Annotated in this window: 16 protein-coding genes and 1 pseudogene; all 17 read left to right on the top strand. The window is 43.6% G+C overall.

Annotation, left to right across the window (positions count from 1 at the left end; all coding sequences use genetic code 11):
- Nucleotides 1–138: 138 nt before the first annotated feature.
- Entirely contained in the window at nucleotides 139–903 is a 765-nt protein-coding gene (locus A3I5_RS0101035; RefSeq protein ID WP_018372756.1) for an SDR family oxidoreductase, read from the top strand.
- A 245-nt stretch (nucleotides 904–1,148) separates the two neighbouring features.
- A complete protein-coding gene (locus A3I5_RS0101030) occupies nucleotides 1,149–1,928 on the top strand; it encodes a DeoR/GlpR family DNA-binding transcription regulator (protein WP_083903274.1) in 780 nt (259 codons plus the stop codon).
- On the top strand, nucleotides 1,925–2,836 hold the full coding sequence (gene pfkB, locus A3I5_RS0101025; RefSeq protein ID WP_018372754.1) for a 1-phosphofructokinase: 912 nt from the start codon (nucleotides 1,925–1,927) through the stop codon (nucleotides 2,834–2,836). Before A3I5_RS0101030 ends, pfkB begins: the two co-directional genes overlap by 4 nt.
- On the top strand, nucleotides 2,833–4,770 hold the full coding sequence (locus tag A3I5_RS0101020; RefSeq protein ID WP_018372753.1) for a PTS fructose transporter subunit IIABC: 1,938 nt from the start codon (nucleotides 2,833–2,835) through the stop codon (nucleotides 4,768–4,770). Before pfkB ends, A3I5_RS0101020 begins: the two co-directional genes overlap by 4 nt.
- A gap of 114 nt (nucleotides 4,771–4,884) precedes the next feature.
- A complete protein-coding gene (locus A3I5_RS0101015; RefSeq protein ID WP_018372752.1) occupies nucleotides 4,885–5,259 on the top strand; it encodes a DUF1149 family protein in 375 nt (124 codons plus the stop codon).
- Nucleotides 5,260–5,267: 8 nt separating this feature from the next.
- Nucleotides 5,268–6,116 carry a DegV family protein gene (locus A3I5_RS0101010; RefSeq protein WP_018372751.1) on the top strand — a complete coding sequence of 283 codons (849 nt, stop codon included), beginning with the start codon at nucleotides 5,268–5,270 and terminating at the stop codon, nucleotides 6,114–6,116.
- 215 nt (nucleotides 6,117–6,331) lie between these two features.
- A pseudogene (locus A3I5_RS12855) lies at nucleotides 6,332–6,480 on the top strand (4-hydroxy-tetrahydrodipicolinate reductase); the annotation flags it as partial.
- The gene (locus A3I5_RS0101005; RefSeq protein ID WP_026216858.1) at nucleotides 6,480–7,691 is read left to right on the top strand and encodes a CCA tRNA nucleotidyltransferase; all 1,212 of its coding nucleotides are present in this window, start codon (nucleotides 6,480–6,482) and stop codon (nucleotides 7,689–7,691) included. The pseudogene A3I5_RS12855 and the gene A3I5_RS0101005, both read left to right, overlap by 1 nt.
- The gene (locus A3I5_RS0101000; protein WP_018372749.1) at nucleotides 7,684–9,555 is read left to right on the top strand and encodes an ABC-F family ATP-binding cassette domain-containing protein; all 1,872 of its coding nucleotides are present in this window, start codon (nucleotides 7,684–7,686) and stop codon (nucleotides 9,553–9,555) included. The genes A3I5_RS0101005 and A3I5_RS0101000 overlap by 8 nt, the downstream gene beginning before the upstream one ends.
- 1 nt (nucleotide 9,556) lies before the next feature.
- Nucleotides 9,557–9,895 carry a hypothetical protein gene (locus A3I5_RS0100995; RefSeq protein ID WP_018372748.1) on the top strand — a complete coding sequence of 113 codons (339 nt, stop codon included), beginning with the start codon at nucleotides 9,557–9,559 and terminating at the stop codon, nucleotides 9,893–9,895.
- 90 nt (nucleotides 9,896–9,985) lie between these two features.
- The gene (locus A3I5_RS0100990) at nucleotides 9,986–10,942 is read left to right on the top strand and encodes an ROK family glucokinase (protein WP_018372747.1); all 957 of its coding nucleotides are present in this window, start codon (nucleotides 9,986–9,988) and stop codon (nucleotides 10,940–10,942) included.
- A gap of 49 nt (nucleotides 10,943–10,991) precedes the next feature.
- On the top strand, nucleotides 10,992–11,603 hold the full coding sequence (locus A3I5_RS0100985) for an NUDIX hydrolase N-terminal domain-containing protein (RefSeq protein WP_018372746.1): 612 nt from the start codon (nucleotides 10,992–10,994) through the stop codon (nucleotides 11,601–11,603).
- A 231-nt stretch (nucleotides 11,604–11,834) separates the two neighbouring features.
- A complete protein-coding gene (locus A3I5_RS0100980; RefSeq protein ID WP_018372745.1) occupies nucleotides 11,835–12,650 on the top strand; it encodes a MerR family transcriptional regulator in 816 nt (271 codons plus the stop codon).
- Nucleotides 12,647–13,996 (top strand): replication-associated recombination protein A, encoded by a 1,350-nt coding sequence (locus tag A3I5_RS0100975; RefSeq protein WP_018372744.1) that lies wholly within the window; start codon nucleotides 12,647–12,649, stop codon nucleotides 13,994–13,996. The genes A3I5_RS0100980 and A3I5_RS0100975 overlap by 4 nt, the downstream gene beginning before the upstream one ends.
- Nucleotides 13,997–14,055: 59 nt before the next feature.
- Nucleotides 14,056–14,604, top strand: a complete 549-nt coding sequence (locus tag A3I5_RS0100970) for a 3'-5' exonuclease (protein WP_040834406.1) — start codon at nucleotides 14,056–14,058, stop codon at nucleotides 14,602–14,604.
- A 68-nt stretch (nucleotides 14,605–14,672) separates the two neighbouring features.
- Nucleotides 14,673–16,106 (top strand): carboxylesterase family protein, encoded by a 1,434-nt coding sequence (locus A3I5_RS0100965; protein WP_018372742.1) that lies wholly within the window; start codon nucleotides 14,673–14,675, stop codon nucleotides 16,104–16,106.
- Nucleotides 16,107–16,141: 35 nt separating this feature from the next.
- On the top strand, nucleotides 16,142–17,116 hold the full coding sequence (locus A3I5_RS0100960) for an alcohol dehydrogenase catalytic domain-containing protein (protein ID WP_018372741.1): 975 nt from the start codon (nucleotides 16,142–16,144) through the stop codon (nucleotides 17,114–17,116).
- Nucleotides 17,117–17,118 lie beyond the last annotated feature (2 nt).

Raw genomic sequence — 17,118 nt, 5'->3', positions numbered from 1 at the left:
GTGTTTATCATTAAGAATCTTTGATTTTGAAGCTAGACTAACTGTATTTTGAAAAAAGCTAACAATAAGCAACTTTGAATGAACATGTTGAGCAGGTTCTTAATTTTTCAATCAACCAATTAATAAGGAGGAATTTACATGCCACAAACGATTTTAGTCACGGGTGCTTCAGCTGGATTTGGCCAAGCTATCTGTCAGAGCTTGGTTGAGAAAGGCTATCGTGTTATTGGTGTTGCCCGCCGTTTTGAAAAGTTACAGAGCTTAAAGGGTGTCTTGGGTGAGCAATTTTTCCCTCTTCAGATGGACGTGTCAAAGTCTGAGCAGGTGGATCAAGCTTTAGCTAGTTTGCCAGTCGAGTGGCAGCAGATTGATGCCTTGGTCAATAACGCAGGACTCGCCCTAGGGCTCGATCCTGCCTATCAGGCAGATTTTGCAGATTGGCAAACGATGATTGAAACTAATATTATTGGTTTGACTTATCTGACCCGCATAGTCTTGCCAGACATGGTCAAGCGCAATCAGGGACATGTCGTTAATATTGGCTCAACTGCTGGTACTATTCCCTATCCAGGCGGGAATGTCTATGGTGCTACCAAGGCTTATGTCAAACAGTTCAGTCAAAATCTCCGTGCGGATCTTGCAGGAACTCGCTTGCGCGTAACCAATATCGAACCAGGTCTGTGCGGGGGAACAGAGTTTTCTAATGTCCGCTTTAAAGGCGATGATGAGCGAGCGGCTAAGCTATATGACGGAGCAGGTAGCATTCAGCCAGAAGATATTGCAAGCACAGTTTTGTGGGCCTTAGAACAACCAGCCCATGTCAATATCAGCCGCATCGAAATTGTCCCAGTCTCCCAAACCTTCGGTCCGCAGCCGATTGATCGAACCTTGTGGGAGGAGTAGGAGTTAAGAATCTGAGCAATCAGGTTCTTTTATAGTCAGTTGAATCAAGAACGGTATAACTGTGGTTCAGAAAGATATGCTAGATGACAACCTGATTTTGAGATAACTTTGTTCTAATCTTGTTTCAATCAACTATATTTCAGTGGTCTAAGTGTTGACCACTATTTTTTTACAGGATTTTGAACGTTTTTGATAGAAAATGATTGACTTTGAACGAATTTGTGCTACAATAGTATCTGTAATCGATTTCAGGAGGTGGTTTTATTCTTAAGTCAGAACGTAAACAGTTGATTTTGGAGAAAATTGCTGCCGATCAGATTGTGACACTGGAGGCTTTGGTATCATTGCTTGAAACGTCAGAATCCACTGTTCGTAGGGACTTGGATGAGTTGGAGCAAGAGCGCAAGCTGAGGCGTGTTCATGGTGGAGCAGAAGCCCTACCACCGATTGGAGCAGAACCTAGCAATCAAGAGAAATCTGTCAAAAACATTCATGAAAAAAGATTGCTAGCAGATAAAGCACTGACAGTTATCAGTGAGGGTGATGTGATTTTCATCGATGCAGGGACGACAACAGCTCTATTGGTTCAAGCGCTTGCACAGCAGGCTATCATGCAAGCAAAAAGCTTGACAGTGGTGACGAATTCTATTCATCATGCAGCGACGTTAGTGGAGCAGGGTATCAAGACTATCATTGTCGGTGGCTTGGTCAAGGAAAACACGGATGCTAGTGTTGGCAGCTTTGCCTTGAAGCAAATTCAGAGTCTCAATTTTGATAAGGCTTTTGTGGGAATGAATGGCGTTGACAAGGAGCATTTGACAACACCAGATCCAGAGGAAGCTCTTATCAAGCAGGCCATTATTGCTAATGCTAAGGAGACCTATGTCTTAGCAGACGAGTCCAAGCTAGGACAGTTTGCTTTTGTTAAAGTCGCCACTTTAGATCAGGTGACCTTGCTGACCAATCGTTCTAGCAAGGCTATTCTCCAAGAAATCAAAAAGAAAACGAGGGTAATAGAAGTATGATTTATACCGTCACGCTCAATCCGTCGATTGACTTCATCGTTCGTCTCGCTCATGTCGAGTACGGTGCGGTTAATCGGATGACCAGCGATGATAAATACGCTGGCGGAAAAGGGATCAATGTCAGTCGTATCTTGCAGCGATTAGAGATTGCTAATACAGCGACAGGTTATATCGGTGGTTTCACGGGCGATTTTATTGAAAATGCGCTCAAAGCTGAGAGGATCAATACAGCTTTTGTCCGAGTTGATGAGGATACTCGGATTAACGTCAAGATTAAGGCTGATGAAGAAACAGAAATCAATGGAACAGGGCCGTTTATCTCAAGGGAAAAATTAGCAGAGTTGGAGGCTATTTTGAGCCATCTGACTGCTGACGATGTTGTGGTCTTTGCAGGATCTGCACCAGCTAATCTGGGCAATGGTGTCTACAAGCAGATGATTGCTAAGACTCGCGCAACAGGAGCGCAGGTGATTTGTGACTTTGAAGGGCAGACGCTGATTGACTCTCTTGAGTTCTCACCACTCTTGGTCAAACCAAATAACCATGAGCTAGGAGCTATCTTTGGTGTAGAATTAACCGATCTTGGTGAGATTGAATCTTACGCTAAGCAGGTCTTGGACAGAGGTGCTCAGCATGTCATCATCTCTATGGCGGGTGACGGAGCTCTTTTAGTCACTTCTGACGGGGCGTACTTTGCTAAGCCAATCAAGGGTGAAATCAAGAATTCTGTCGGAGCAGGTGATTCTATGGTGGCTGGCTTTACGGGTAAACTGGTCGAGACTGGTGATGCTCTGGAAGCTTTCAAATGGGGTGTTGCCTGTGGGACAGCGACAACTTTCTCAGACGATTTAGCGTCTGCAGCATTTATCAAAGAAATATATCAAAAAGTTGAGGTAGAAAAACGATGAACATCCAAGATGTATTACGTCAAGACGTCATGTTGCTGGATTTACAAGCAACTGAAAAAGAAGCAGTGATCGATGAGATGATTGCTAAGTTAGTAGAAGTAGGCGTCGTAACTGACTTTGATGCTTTCAAGGCTGGTATTATGGCGCGTGAGGCGCAAACGTCAACTGGTCTTGGTGATGGGATTGCCATGCCCCATAGCAAGAACGCTGCGGTTAAGGAAGCGACAGTCCTTTTTGCCAAATCAGCGACTGGTGTAGACTATGCTAGTTTAGACGGTCAGCCAACGGATCTTTTCTTTATGATTGCTGCACCGGAAGGGGCTAACGATACCCATTTAGCAGCCTTGGCTCAATTGTCTCAGTACCTGATGAAAGATGGATTTGCAGCCAAGTTGCGTGCTGCTCAGTCAGCAGCAGAAGTGACAGCCCTCTTTGCTCCTGAAGCCGAAGAAGTTGTATCAGAAACTGCTCTACCAACTGATTCTGACGATTTCATCGTTGCTGTAACCGCATGTACGACTGGTATTGCCCATACTTTCATGGCGGAAGAAGCTCTTAAGAAGCAAGCTGCTGAAATGGGTGTAGCTATCAAGGTTGAGACAAACGGTGCCTCAGGTGTCGGTAATGCCCTCACCGCAGCTGACATTGCCAAAGCGAAGGCAGTTATCGTTGCAGCTGATAAAGCTGTTGAGATGGATCGCTTTGACGGTAAACCTTTAGTCAATCGTCCAGTGGCAGATGGCATTCGCAAGACAGAAGAATTGATTACTTTAGCCCTCTCTGGCGATGCCCCAATTTATAAAGCAGTAGCTGGTAGCAAGAAGGTTGAAACCGAAGAGAAAAAATCGCTCGGTGGGCAATTCTACAAACACCTGATGAGCGGTGTGTCTCAAATGTTACCCTTTGTTATCGGTGGTGGAATCATGATTGCGATTGCTTTCTTGCTCGATAACCTTCTAGGTGTACCAGAAGCTAACCTTGGAAACCTTGGTTCCTACAATCAGATTGCAGCCATGTTCAATAGCATCGGTGGAGCAGCTTTTGGATTTATGTTGCCAGTTCTTGCGGGATACATTGCCTACTCTATCGCTGAAAAACCAGGTTTGGTATCAGGTTTTGTAGCAGGTGCGATTGCATCAAGCGGTTTGGCCTTTGGAAAAATTCCTTATGCAGGCGCAACAGCAGAAATACCAGCAGCTGTACCGTCGGGCTTCCTCGGCGCTCTTGTTGGTGGATTTTTGGCTGGTTATGTGGTTCTAGCTATCAAGAAATACGTGAAAGTCCCCCGGTCACTTGAGGGCACTAAGTCAATCCTTATCTTACCACTTTTGGGTGTCTTGGCGACTGGCTTCCTCATGTTCTTGGTAAATATTCCAATGGCAGCTATCAACACAGCGCTTAACAACTTCTTGACCAGTCTTTCTGGTAGCTCTGCCGTTCTTCTAGGCCTCTTGGTTGGCGGAATGATGGCTGTGGATATGGGTGGGCCTGTTAATAAAGCAGCCTATGTCTTTGGTACAGGGACTCTTGCAGCAACTGTCGCTTCAGGCGGTTCAGTTGTTATGGCAGCTGTTATGGCTGGTGGTATGGTACCACCGTTAGCAGTCTTTGTCGCAACTCTTCTCTTTAAAGACAAGTTTACGAAAGAAGAACGCGATTCTGGTTTGACTAATATCATCATGGGGCTGTCTTTCATCACTGAAGGTGCTATTCCATTTGGCGCAGCTGACCCAGCCCGTGCGATTCCAAGTTTCATTGTAGGGTCTGCCCTTGCAGGTGGTTTGGTTGGCCTTTCAGGTATCAAACTCATGGCTCCTCACGGTGGTATCTTTGTCATCGCTCTAACTAGCAATCCGGTGCTTTACATCCTCTATGTTTTGATCGGTGCCCTTGTTTCTGGTTTCCTCTTTGGTTACTTGCGCAAGGCTAAGTAATCTCAAATAGATGCGTAACCTCGCTTTTCACAGTGAGGTTTTTCTGCATTTGAGAGGAACAATTGTCTGAAAATATGGTATAATGAAAAGAGTGTAAAGACAAAGAGGTAGACTATGCAAATCAATCGTAAACAAGAAATTGTCAATCAGTATCATTTTGATGCTCGCAATGAAGAATGGGAAAAGAAGAATGGTGTTCCTAAGACAAAGGTGGAAGTTAATTTTCACTTAGTCAAGCAGGATTACGAAGCAGGGGCAACCCATCTGATGGCTGTTGTACGCTTTATGGTGGTCTTTAAGGACTTTGTGGTTTCAGGTGGCATTTCTCAGGAAAATGAAATCGTTGGCCGTCTGGTGGAGCAACCAAGTGAGTTTAGTCAAGAAGAAATCCAAGAAATCTCAGCACCTGTTTTGGATATGTTGCGTCGCTTGACCTACGAAGTCACTGAGATTGCTTTTGATGCACCTGGTATTAAGTTAGAATTTTAGGAAGTGTTATGAAATTAGCTATTGTAACGGACAACTCAGCCTTTTTATCTGAAAAAGTCCTACATGATGCAGATGTCTATGTGTTGACGATTCCAGTGACCATTGACGGTACCTCCTATGTAGAGGGGGAAAATCTGACTGTCTCTGAGTTTTATGAAAAGATGGCACAATCTCAGGAACTGCCCAAGACCAGCCAACCAAGCGTGGCCGAGCTGGATCAGCTCTTGCAGGAGTTTCCTAAAGATGGCTACACCCACGTTTTAGGGCTTTTTCTCTCCAGCGGGATTTCAGGGTTTTGGCAAAATATTCAGTATTTGCCGGAAGAGTATCCAAACCTTACGATCGCTTTTCCAGATACTAAGATTACATCTGCTCCTTTGGGAATGATGGTCGAGCAAGTTCTCAATCAGAGTAAAGCAGGTCAATCATTTGACGAGATTATGGCTAACTTGAGACCACTTATCGAAAAAACGCATGCCTTTATCATGGTGGATGATCTTGACCATCTGGTTAAGGGTGGGCGTTTGTCAAATGGATCAGCTCTGCTTGGAAATCTCTTGAAAATTAAACCGATTTTGTACTTTAACGACGGCTTCATTGAGGTTTACGAAAAGGTTCGTACGGAGAAAAAGGCTATTAAGCGCTTGATTGAGATTTTAGAAGAGCAGACTGCTGATGGCGATTATCAGGTGGCGATTATCCATGCCAATTGTCCTGATAAGGCTGAGGACTTTAAAAATCTTTTGGTGGCGAGTGGCCTTAGCAGCAATTTAGCTATTGTGCCTTTCGGAGCTGTTATCGGGACGCACTTGGGCGAAGGAGCCATTGCTTTTGGGATTTCACCAAAAATTTCTTAAAATCTCTGTTCATGCTCAAAATGCTAAGAACCTGTGTCGCAGCTTAGCATTTTCATTCAAGGCTAGCTTCTCATTCCTTATCGTTAGTTTTTTGAGTTGGAGTTAAGTTTAGACTTATTGATTAGTAAAAAAGAGCTATTTGTAGTGGTGTTGGATTGATCTATCCATTTACTGCTGAAGAAAGTATTGATGACATGGGGTGCACTTCGTTTTGGTTGCTAGGCTTTGTTGCTCATCAAGAGACTATCTTCGGTGCGCAGGGAGAGGGATTGACAGCACTACGATGGCATGTTCTGGAGTGAATCTAGGAAGAAAAGAAATAGTTGAGCGCCAAGAATTGGTTTATGGATTGGAACAGTTATGATGAGATTAACAACTCTGCCTTCTGAGTTTCAGGAGGCTTTGCCCATTTTAGAAAAAATAAAAAAAGCCGGTTTTGAAGCTTATTTTGTTGGTGGATCGGTTCGTGATGCCATTCTGGGTCGGCCGATTCATGATGTTGACATTGCGACTTCCAGTTATCCAGAGGAAACCAAGACGATTTTCCCAAAGACCATTGATGTAGGAATTGAACACGGAACGGTCTTGGTTTTGACCGGTGGTCGTGAGTATGAAATCACGACTTTTCGGACGGAAGATGTCTATGTCGATTTTCGCAGACCATCCGCGGTGCATTTTGTTCGGTCGCTAGAAGAAGATTTGAAGCGACGAGATTTCACCGTCAATGCCTTTGCACTTGATGAGGAGGCCAATGTCATCGATCTTTTTGATGGCTTGACTGACCTTGAAGAAAAGCGTTTGCGAGCTGTTGGACAGGCTTCGGAGCGCTTCAATGAAGATGCTCTGCGCATCATGCGAGGCTTTCGCTTTGTGGCTAGCTTGGGTTTTGACATTGAAGAGCAGACCTTTGCGGCTATGGCTGACTATGCCCATCTGCTGGAAGAAATCTCTGTTGAACGCTCCTTTATTGAGTTTGATAAGCTCTTGATGGCTTTTTTTTGGCAAAAGGGATTGGAGCTTTTGGTTGATAGCGGAGCGCAACATTATTTACCCGGTTTAAAAGATAAAGCTCTGGCTATTCAGTCTTTCTGCCAGAGTTTGGCTTCAGATTTTCAGTTTGGTTCTTCCGAGCAAGCTTGGGCGGGGTTATTATACGCTCTTAGCATTACAGATATCAAAGGTTTTCTAAAGGCTTGGAAGACATCTAGTCAGTTCCAAAAAGATGTTGACAAATTAGTCCAGATTCTCAGGATTCGTGAGCAGCGAGAATTAACCAAGCGGGATTGCTATCGTTTTGGGGCTGATTTTCTCAAGGCAGTTGAAGAATTACGAGCAGGTCAGGGGCTTTCGGTTGATTTTAACCATATAGACCAGTTAGATCAGACGTTGACCATTCATAGCAAGCAGGAGATGGCTGTCACAGGACGGACACTGATGGTGGAGCTTGGTCTTAAAGCAGGCCCGCATTTGGGAGATTTACTACATACGATTGAGATGGCTATCGTTGATGGTCAGCTGGACAATAATCAGGAAGCCATCTTTGAGTTTATTGCAGAAAGAGTAGTTGATGAGTGATTTTATCGCAGAAAAATTGACCAAATCGGTCGGTGACAAGACGGTTTTTCAGGACATTTCCTTTATCATTCACAAGGAAGACCGCATTGGAATTATTGGGGTCAATGGGACAGGAAAAACGACCCTTTTAGATGTCATTTCAGGGAGCTTGGGTTTTGATGGCGATGTCAACCCTTTTTCCAAGAAAAATGACTATAGCATTGCCTATTTGACGCAGAATCCAGTTTTTGATGATTCCAAGACTATTTTAGATACAGTGCTGTCGGATGACTTGTCAGAAATGCGTTTGATCAAGAGCTATGAGCAATTGTTGGCTAACTATGACGAGAGTCAGCAGGACAAGCTCAATCATCTCATGGCACAAATGGACGCCAGCAATGCTTGGGAAATTGAAAGTCAGGTCAAAACAGTGCTGAACAAGCTCGGCCTGACTGAACTCCATCGTCTGGTCGGTGATTTGTCAGGCGGTCTGCGCCGTCGAGTGCAGTTAGCCCAAGTTTTGCTGGGACGAGAAGATTTACTTCTTCTGGATGAGCCGACCAACCATCTGGACATTGCAACTATTGAGTGGTTGACCAATTACCTCAAGACAGAGAAGCGAACGGTGCTTTTCATCACCCACGACCGCTATTTTTTGGATAATCTTGCGACACGGATTTTTGAGTTGGATCGAGCACGCTTGATTGAATATCAGGGTAATTATCAGGATTATGTCCGACTCAAGGCAGAGCAGGACGAGCGAGATATGGCCCTGCGTCACAAGCAGGGGCAACTCTACAAGCAAGAGTTGGAGTGGATGCGTCGGCAACCGCAGGCGCGGGCGACCAAGCAGCAGGCTAGGATCAATCGTTTTCACGATTTGAAAGAGCAAGTCTCTAATAAGACAGACCAAGCGACATTGGAGATGAATTTTCAGACCAGTCGTATCGGTAAAAAGGTCGTCAAGTTTGAAGGAGTTGACTTTGCTTATCCAAATTTGCCGATTTTGAAAGATTTTAATCTACTGATTCAAAATAAGGATCGCATCGGGATTGTCGGTGAAAATGGCCGTGGCAAGTCAACCTTGCTCAATCTGATCGCAGGAGAGCTCAAACCTGATGCTGGTCTGGTTGAAATTGGTGAGACAGTTAGAATCGGTTACTTTTCCCAGCAAATTAAGGGGCTTGACACCAGTAAGCGTGTCATCAATTTCCTTCAGGAAGTGGCAGAAGAAGCTCAGACCAACGCTGGTCAGGTCTCTATTGCTGAGCTTTTGGAGCAATTTCTCTTTCCGCGTAACACGCATGGAACTCTGATTGAGAAGCTTTCAGGCGGTGAACAAAAGCGACTTTTCCTCCTAAAGATCCTTCTGCAGCAACCCAATGTCCTTCTTTTGGACGAGCCGACTAACGACTTGGACATTGCCACTTTGACAGTGCTAGAGCAGTTTTTGGCGCAGTTTGCAGGCCCAGTCATCACAGTCAGTCACGACCGCTATTTCTTAGATAAGGTTGCCAGTAAAATTCTAGCTTTTGAGCCGCATGGTGTAGAGACGTTTTACGGGAACTACACGGATTATTTGGATGAAAAGAAATTCCTAGCGGAAGAAAGCCTGAAAGCAGAGCAGTCTGCGACTAAGGAAAAGGTAGGAAAGGATAAAACAACCGTTGTCAAACGGATGTCTTATACGGAAAAGCAAGAGTGGGAAAAAATCGAGACGGATATTGAAAATCTTGAAAATCAGATTAGCGAGATCGAAGCGGCCATGCAGGAAAATGCTAGCAATTATAGTCGTCTGGCAGAGCTGCAAAGGGAGTTGGATGTGGCAAACGAGACCTTACTTGAAAAGTACGACCGCTATGAATACCTGAGTGAGTTGCAATAAGATGATGAAAAATATATTAGTGATAACGCTAACGATTTATCTCTTGTTCACGCTTGGAGAAGCCGTCTGGCGTTGGCGTAAAGGAAAGTTTAATCTTTTGCTTGTACTAGTGAGTGCAGGGAGCAGCTTGCTTCTTTTAGCTGTAACTTGGTCATACGCTCAAGCCTACGCAGACTGGCAGATTTCTCTTTTTGCCCTTGAGTTCATGGTGCTTGGCAGTTTACCGCAGATTTATGAATATCGTCAGAAGTATTCCTTATCTGCTCGGCGGCATTTTATTCAATTTGGTTGGCATATCCTCCTTATTTTTCTTCTTTATTTTTTAGGGCAAAATTTTTAAAAATTCCTTAGAAAAATCATGCAAGCCCTTGCATAAAGTGGTATAATGAAATGGAAAACGAATATAGATAATAGGTCAAAGGAGTGTAAGATGACTCAGAAAATTATCGGGATTGATTTAGGTGGCACATCTGTTAAGTTTGCCATTTTGACAAAAGATGGTGATGTGCAGGACAAATGGTCCATTGCAACCAATATTTTGGACGAGGGCAGTCATATTGTACCAGACATTATCGCATCGCTTAAGGATCGTCTGAACGATCTGGGGCTGACTAAAGATGACATTCTTGGCATCGGGATGGGTTCTCCGGGAGCCATTAATCGTGACAAGGGTACTGTAGTCGGCGCTTACAACCTTAACTGGAAGACTGTTCAGCCTGTTAAGGAGCAGATTGAGTCTGCCCTTGGCATTCCCTTCTTTATCGACAATGATGCTAATGTAGCAGCGCTTGGTGAGAAGTGGAAAGGTGCTGGCGAGAACGATCCTGATGTTGTCTTTGTGACGTTGGGAACAGGTGTCGGTGGTGGCGTTGTTGCCGGCGGCAACCTTATCCACGGTGCTGGTGGTGCTGGTGGTGAAATCGGTCACATGGTCGTTGACTTTGACGCCCCAATCATGTGTACCTGCGGTAAGCTAGGGTGCTTGGAAACAGTGACATCTGCGACTGGTATTGTCAATCTTGGCCGTCGTTACGCCCAGACCTACGCTGGTGATTCAGAGCTTAAACGCTTGATTGATAGTGGGGAAGATGTGACCGCCAAAGTGATTTTTGACCTAGCTAAGAAAGGCGACGTTTTAGGCAAGATCGTCTATGAAAACTTTTCCCGTTATCTGGGTATTGCCTGCGCCAATATTGCTTGCCTCTTAAATCCGTCTGCCATCGTCATTGGCGGCGGGGTGTCTGCTGCAGGTGATTTCTTACTTGACGGGTTAGATGAAGTCTTCAAGGCCAATGTCTTCCCACAAATCATTGGCTCAACTAAGATTAAGTTGGCTCAACTTGGTAACGACGCAGGCATTATCGGTGCAGCGTCACTGGTATTATAGTTAACTGTTGAGCAGACTTCGGTCTGCTTTTTAGAAAGGAAGACTTACTATGTCAGAGTCAGAAATGGAAGTCCTGAAACATTTGCAAAAAATACTAGCCCTGACCAATACAGGACTAGCTTACGCTAAAGATCCCTTTGACCAAGAACGTTACAGCTTGATTCGTCAAGAAGCTGCTAATCTTATTGGGCAAATTTCTGACTTGTTGTCTTCTGAGATGACCGAATTGCTTCGCCCTACCAATTCCTATGAGACACCCTTGGTTGATGTCCGAGCGTTTATCCTTAAGGAGGGCAAAATCTGTCTCATCCAAGATGAACTAGCTGAAGGCCATTGGGCGCTGCCAGGTGGTTTTGCAGAAGTTGGCTTAACACCTAAGGAAAATACTGCCAAGGAAGTTCTAGAAGAAACTGGCTTCACAGTCAAAATTGGTAAACTTTTAGCTATCTTTGATACCAATCAAGATCCCAACCAGATCCAAGCTAAGCAATATTACAAACTCGTTTTTGCTTGCGAAATAGAAAGTGGTCATTTTGAACCCAATACTGAAGTCAGTGACCTACACTTTTTTGACTTGCATCACCTGCCAAAGCTATCAACAAAACGCATCACTGAAAATCAAATCAGAGAGTGTTGGCGTCTAGTGCAATCTTCTGATTAGCTCAGTTTGTCTATAAAAGATTGCTCCTCAAAGAAGAACAGAATATGATTTTTAAGCTCTTACAAGATTTGAGTAGCCAGACGCAAAACACTCTATGAGAGGCTGAGGCGAGCGTCTGTTCCTATAATAGTTAAAACCACTCGTTATCTGAGAACGAGTGGTTTTAACTTGACTGTACCGTAAGGGTATGGTTTATACTATAGGAGTGAGAAAGAAGTGAGGAGCTCTATAGTGTTAAAAATTTCTGAATTTGCTAGGCTGGCTAAGACAACAAGACGAACCTTGATTTTTTATGATGAAAAAGGACTGTTTTCACCGGCTAAAATAGCTGAAAATGGCTACCGTTTTTATGAACCCGACCAGCTTTATCAGTTTGAGATGATTTCAGGTCTACGCCAATTAGGACTTTCGCTTGAGGAGATCAAGTCCATTTTGGATTCAAATGGAGATCAGCTGGCGGAGTACTTGACTCAGTATCAGGAAAAAATTCAAGAAAATATCAGGCAGTTGCAACTTTTGGATCGTTTACTTGACATGCATAAACAACAGACATTTCCCTATAAGGATATGGTGGAAAATGAGGTGCAGATCTTGTCTAGTGTTGAGCAGGCATTTTGGTGTACTGACTTGGAGGTGGACTGTACACCGGAAGATGTTGCACGGCTTTATGCAGCTTTTCTATCAGATTTGGGTGATATAAACAGCAAGTTACCTGGTCAACTTGGTTTTTTGACAGAATTAGCACTTGATAATGGACAAGAGTATATGACTGCGGCTTTTCGCTTTATCAAGGAAGTTTCGATGACTAGAAGTCGCCATACGATACCAATCATTACCAAATCAGCAGGACGTTACCTTTCTATCAAAGTTCAGACAAGTTTAGAGGGAATTCTAAATGGTTTAACGCAGCTGCGGGAGTATGCCGACAAACACCAGCTAGAGCTAGAAGATTTTCTCTGGCAAATAAACACCGATCAGCAGCTTATCAAAAACGGCTCTTCTGCCGAGCAAGTCTTGCAATATCGCATTTTACAGGAGGGGAAATGACATCTTTATTTGACACGATTTCAGATTATAATCAACCCTTAGCGGCGCGTGTCCGTCCGAGAAATTTAGATGATTATTTTGGACAAGAGCAGTTGATTGGTAGGGGAAAAGTCCTGCGCAAGATGCTGGAACAAGGACAGCTATCATCTATGATTTTTTGGGGACCGCCAGGTGTTGGCAAAACAACATTGGCTAATATCATTGCGAATCAAACCCAAGCTAAGTTTATCACTTTTTCTGCGGTGACTTCTGGGATTAAGGAAATTCGCAATATTATGCATGAAGCTGAAGAAAACCGCCAGTACGGAGAGCGGACACTTGTTTTTATTGACGAAATTCATCGTTTTAACAAGGCTCAGCAGGACGCTTTCTTGCCCTTTGTCGAGAAAGGTTCGATTGTTTTAATTGGTGCAACGACTGAAAATCCTTCCTTTGAGGTCAATGGAGCTTTGCTCTCACGATGCAAGGTGTTTGTCCTCAAGCAGTTATCCGTAAGCGAAATGGTCAGTATGCTCAGTCATGTGCTCAAAGATGAACGCGCTTTTCCAAACAAAGAAATAATTATCAGTCAAGACAATTTAAAAAGAATTGCTCATTATGCTGATGGAGATGCCCGTACAGCGCTCAATGTGCTGGAAATGGCGGTTTTAAATAGTGAAGAAGTAGATCGCAAAGTTGTAGTGGCTGATGACATGATGGAAGAGTTGCTAGAGAAGAAAATGCTCTTTTATGATAAGACGGGCGAAGAACACTACAATATCATCTCAGCTTTACATAAATCAATGCGCAATAGCGATCCAGATGCGGCCATTTATTGGATGACTAGAATGTTAGATGGCGGTGAGGATCCGCTTTATATCGCACGGCGCTTAATTCGTTTTGCATCAGAAGACATTGGTTTAGCCGATACACGCGCCTTGTCATTAACGGTTGAGACCTTTCAAGCCTGCCAATTTTTAGGATTACCAGAGTGCGATGTGCATTTGACACAAGCGGTTATTTATCTGTCCCTAGCTCCAAAATCGAATGCCGTTTATAAAGCGAGACTCCGTGCTGCTAAAGACGTCAAGGAAACAATGAATGAACCGATTCCGCTTCATCTCCGCAATGCTACAACAAAATTGATGAAGGAAGTAGGTTATGGCAAGGGGTATCAGTTGGCACATTTTTATGAGGATAAGTTGACGGACATGCAAACCATGCCAGATAATTTGGTAGGACACAGCTATTATCAGCCGACTGAGGAGGGAAATGAGCGACGGTTTAAGGAGCGCTTGAATTACATTAAAGAGTGGAAAGAAAAGCATCATACACTTTCAGATGATTACAAAACTCAAAAGAAGTAGAGGTATCGATATGACAAAGACAATCGTTATCATTGCACATTCAAAGATAGAAGGGTTCAATGAGTACTAATCAAAGACCCTTCAAGGGGCAGAGTTTAGTGGCTAAACTGGGGAATTACACGGTTGTGGATATTGAAACAACAGGCATGGATGGAAAACAAGCCAAGATCATTGAAATTTCAGCGATACGTGTGCGAGACAGTCAAATCGTAGCTGACTTTTCCATGCTTATCAATCCCCATCAGAGGTTAACCCCTTTTATCAAAAATCTGACAGGCATTACAGACCAGATGCTGGCTAGTGCACCAGAACTTCCTCAAGTTTTGTTGGACTTTTATGCTTTTCTAGGTGATGATGTCATCATTGGACACAATGTGCATTTTGATGTGAACGCTCTCTATGACAATTTGCTAGAGGTGCATGGTCTTCAATTAACCAATGATATGGTGGATACTCTTCGTTTGTCCAGACGATTTCTGGACTTACCTCATCACAGGTTAGATGACTTAACGGCCTGCTTTAACCTTATTGGCCGTCATAAACATCGAGCACTCAACGATTGTCGATTGACACATGCAGTCTATCAAAAACTATGTCAATTTTTGTGAAACCTCTTGACTGTAACGTAAGAGGATAGTGTATACTTAGGTTAATTTTAAAGAAAAAGGAGTAAGATATGTCGAAATTAAACGCAACCTTTCCAAATGTAGAGGAGTGGCTAGGGATTCCTTACGCCAAAGCAGAGCGATTTCAAAAGCCAACTCTTTTGAATTTTGATCCTAGCAAGAAATATGATAAAAAGGGGTTTGCGCCGCTACAAGCAGGAGATACTAGTTGGTTGGAAGCGGATACTGGCTTTAGTGAAGATTGCTTAAATTTGAATGTCTGGGCACCGGTTGATCGTGGGGATGAGCTGTTGCCTGTCGTTATTTATATTTATGGTGGCGGTTGGGTACTTGGTTCAAATGGCCAAACCACTTCAAATGCTGCTGGTTTAGCGGCGACTGGTAGAGTTATAGGTGTATCAATCAATTACCGCTTAGGTCCCTTTGGTTGGCTGTCCTTGGCACAGTTTGGTGGTAAGTTAAAAGACGCTACTAATCTAGGACTGCAAGATATGATTACTGCTCTAAAATGGGTGAAAGAAAATATCGCAACATTTGGTGGGGATCCTAATAATGTCACTCTAACTGGGCATAGTGCAGGCGCTTATTCCTGTCTGCATCTATTAGCAGCACCTGAAGCAGATGGGCTTTTCCATCACATCGCAGCTTTCTCAGGTATGCCAGCGCGCTTGGTTCCAGCTTGGGCTTCGGAAGAAAGAGCACTAGAAGTGCTTAAAGCCTTTGATTGCGTGGATAATCCTGAAAAACTCTTAGAAGTAGATGCTTATGAATTGGCTGAGGCGATGTCTGCTACTCAGGCTAAAGATCCAGGTGTTCAGCATGGTATAGACAATATTGTTATTGCTGTAACAGACGATAGACACTTAGAAAGTGGTGTGATTGCTGAACACGTCATGGATCTTTTGAAATCAGGTCAGAAAAAAGACATTGATATACTGTTTAGTAGCACATCAGAAGAGAATTTTTACTGGGTACTATATCGCACAGAAGATTATGACCCCATTACCATTAATAATCTAGTTGAAGAATATGCACATGCTAATCGCATGACACTTACGAAAGCAAGAGAAATTATTGATACATTCGATATTAATAATAGAAAGCCGGTTGAAGTCAGGGGATATCTCTTGACAGACTTTTCTTTCACACTTCCACAAACACGTGGTGCGATTGCGCATGCTAATGCGGGTGGAAAGGCCTACTTGATGGCAATTGGTCCTGTAGAAGGAGCAGAATACGCTGTACATGGCACGGAAATGTACGGTATTGTTGGTCAAACCAGTCCAAATGCTAGTGAGGAACAAAAGATACGAGATACGCAGGTTCGAGATGCTATTCTTGATCTGGCAGAAGGAAAAGACCTGCCTTGGCCAACAGTGACAAAAGAAAAACTATACGTAAATGGTGTTGGAAACCTTCCTTATGATGCCACAGAACATGCAAAGTTGGTCTTAGAAACTTTTGATGGCGTGGAGCGTCCGTAGTCTTATGTCAATCTGAAATAGAAATGGTGGGAACTATGAAAGCTATAAAATTAGATAACCCCTGTCGAGTCGAAGAGTTGCGACCAATCGAAGTTCCAGTCCCTCAAATAAAGCAGGGTTATGCGCTAGTGAAAGTGAAAGCTTTTGGTGTGAACGAGTCAGAAGTGACCAGCCGAAAAGGTGAATCAGATAGTGACTTCTCATTTCCGCGCATTTTAGGGATTGAGGGGGTCGGAGTTATCGAAGAGGTTGCTCAAGATAGTCAATTAGCAGTTGGTCAGCAAGTTGCAACCATGATGGGAGGATTAGGTCGTTCTACAGACGGCTCCTATGCTGAATATATGCTGGTCAAGGAAGAGCATTTGATTCCTTTTGAGAGTAGCTTAGACTGGGGAATTTTAGGAGCTATTCCTGAAATGTTGCAGACAGCGTATGGCTCACTGACACAGGGCCTTCAATTAGGAAAAGGAGAAAGTCTTTTGGTTCGTGGTGGCTCATCAACCGTTGGTCTGATGGCTATCGCTTTGGGAAAAGACCTAGGAGCGACTGTTTTTGCAACTAGCCGACAAGAAAATAAATTAGAAACCCTAACGCATTTTGGCTGTGATTCCCCTCTTTTAGACGATGAGAATTTAGAACAAGAACTGTTAAAAATCGCACCTCAAGGTGTTGATAAGGTCTTGGAATTAGTCGGTATGACAACGCTCTTCCAAGATATGGCCTTTTTGAAAAAAGGTGGGTATTTGTGCTTTACCGGCGCACTTAGTGGTCGTTGGATAGCAGAGCAGTTTTCGCCATTTTCCATTCCAAAGGGTAAATATCTGACAAGCTATGCAGGAGATATCCACGATTTATCAGCTCAAGTTCTCAATACCATGTTAGCGGCTGTTGCAAAAGGTGACATCAAAATTCCGATTGCTCAGATTTACCATGGGTTAGAGAGCGTAGCACAAGCACATAAAAATCTTGAATCAGGACAATTCATTGGCAAGCATGTGGTGATTATCTGATC

Origin of the sequence: Streptococcus merionis DSM 19192, from assembly GCF_000380085.1 — a bacterium.
Classification (GTDB): Bacteria; Bacillota; Bacilli; order Lactobacillales; family Streptococcaceae; genus Streptococcus; species Streptococcus merionis.
This window is presented reverse-complemented; position numbering and strand designations above follow the sequence as displayed.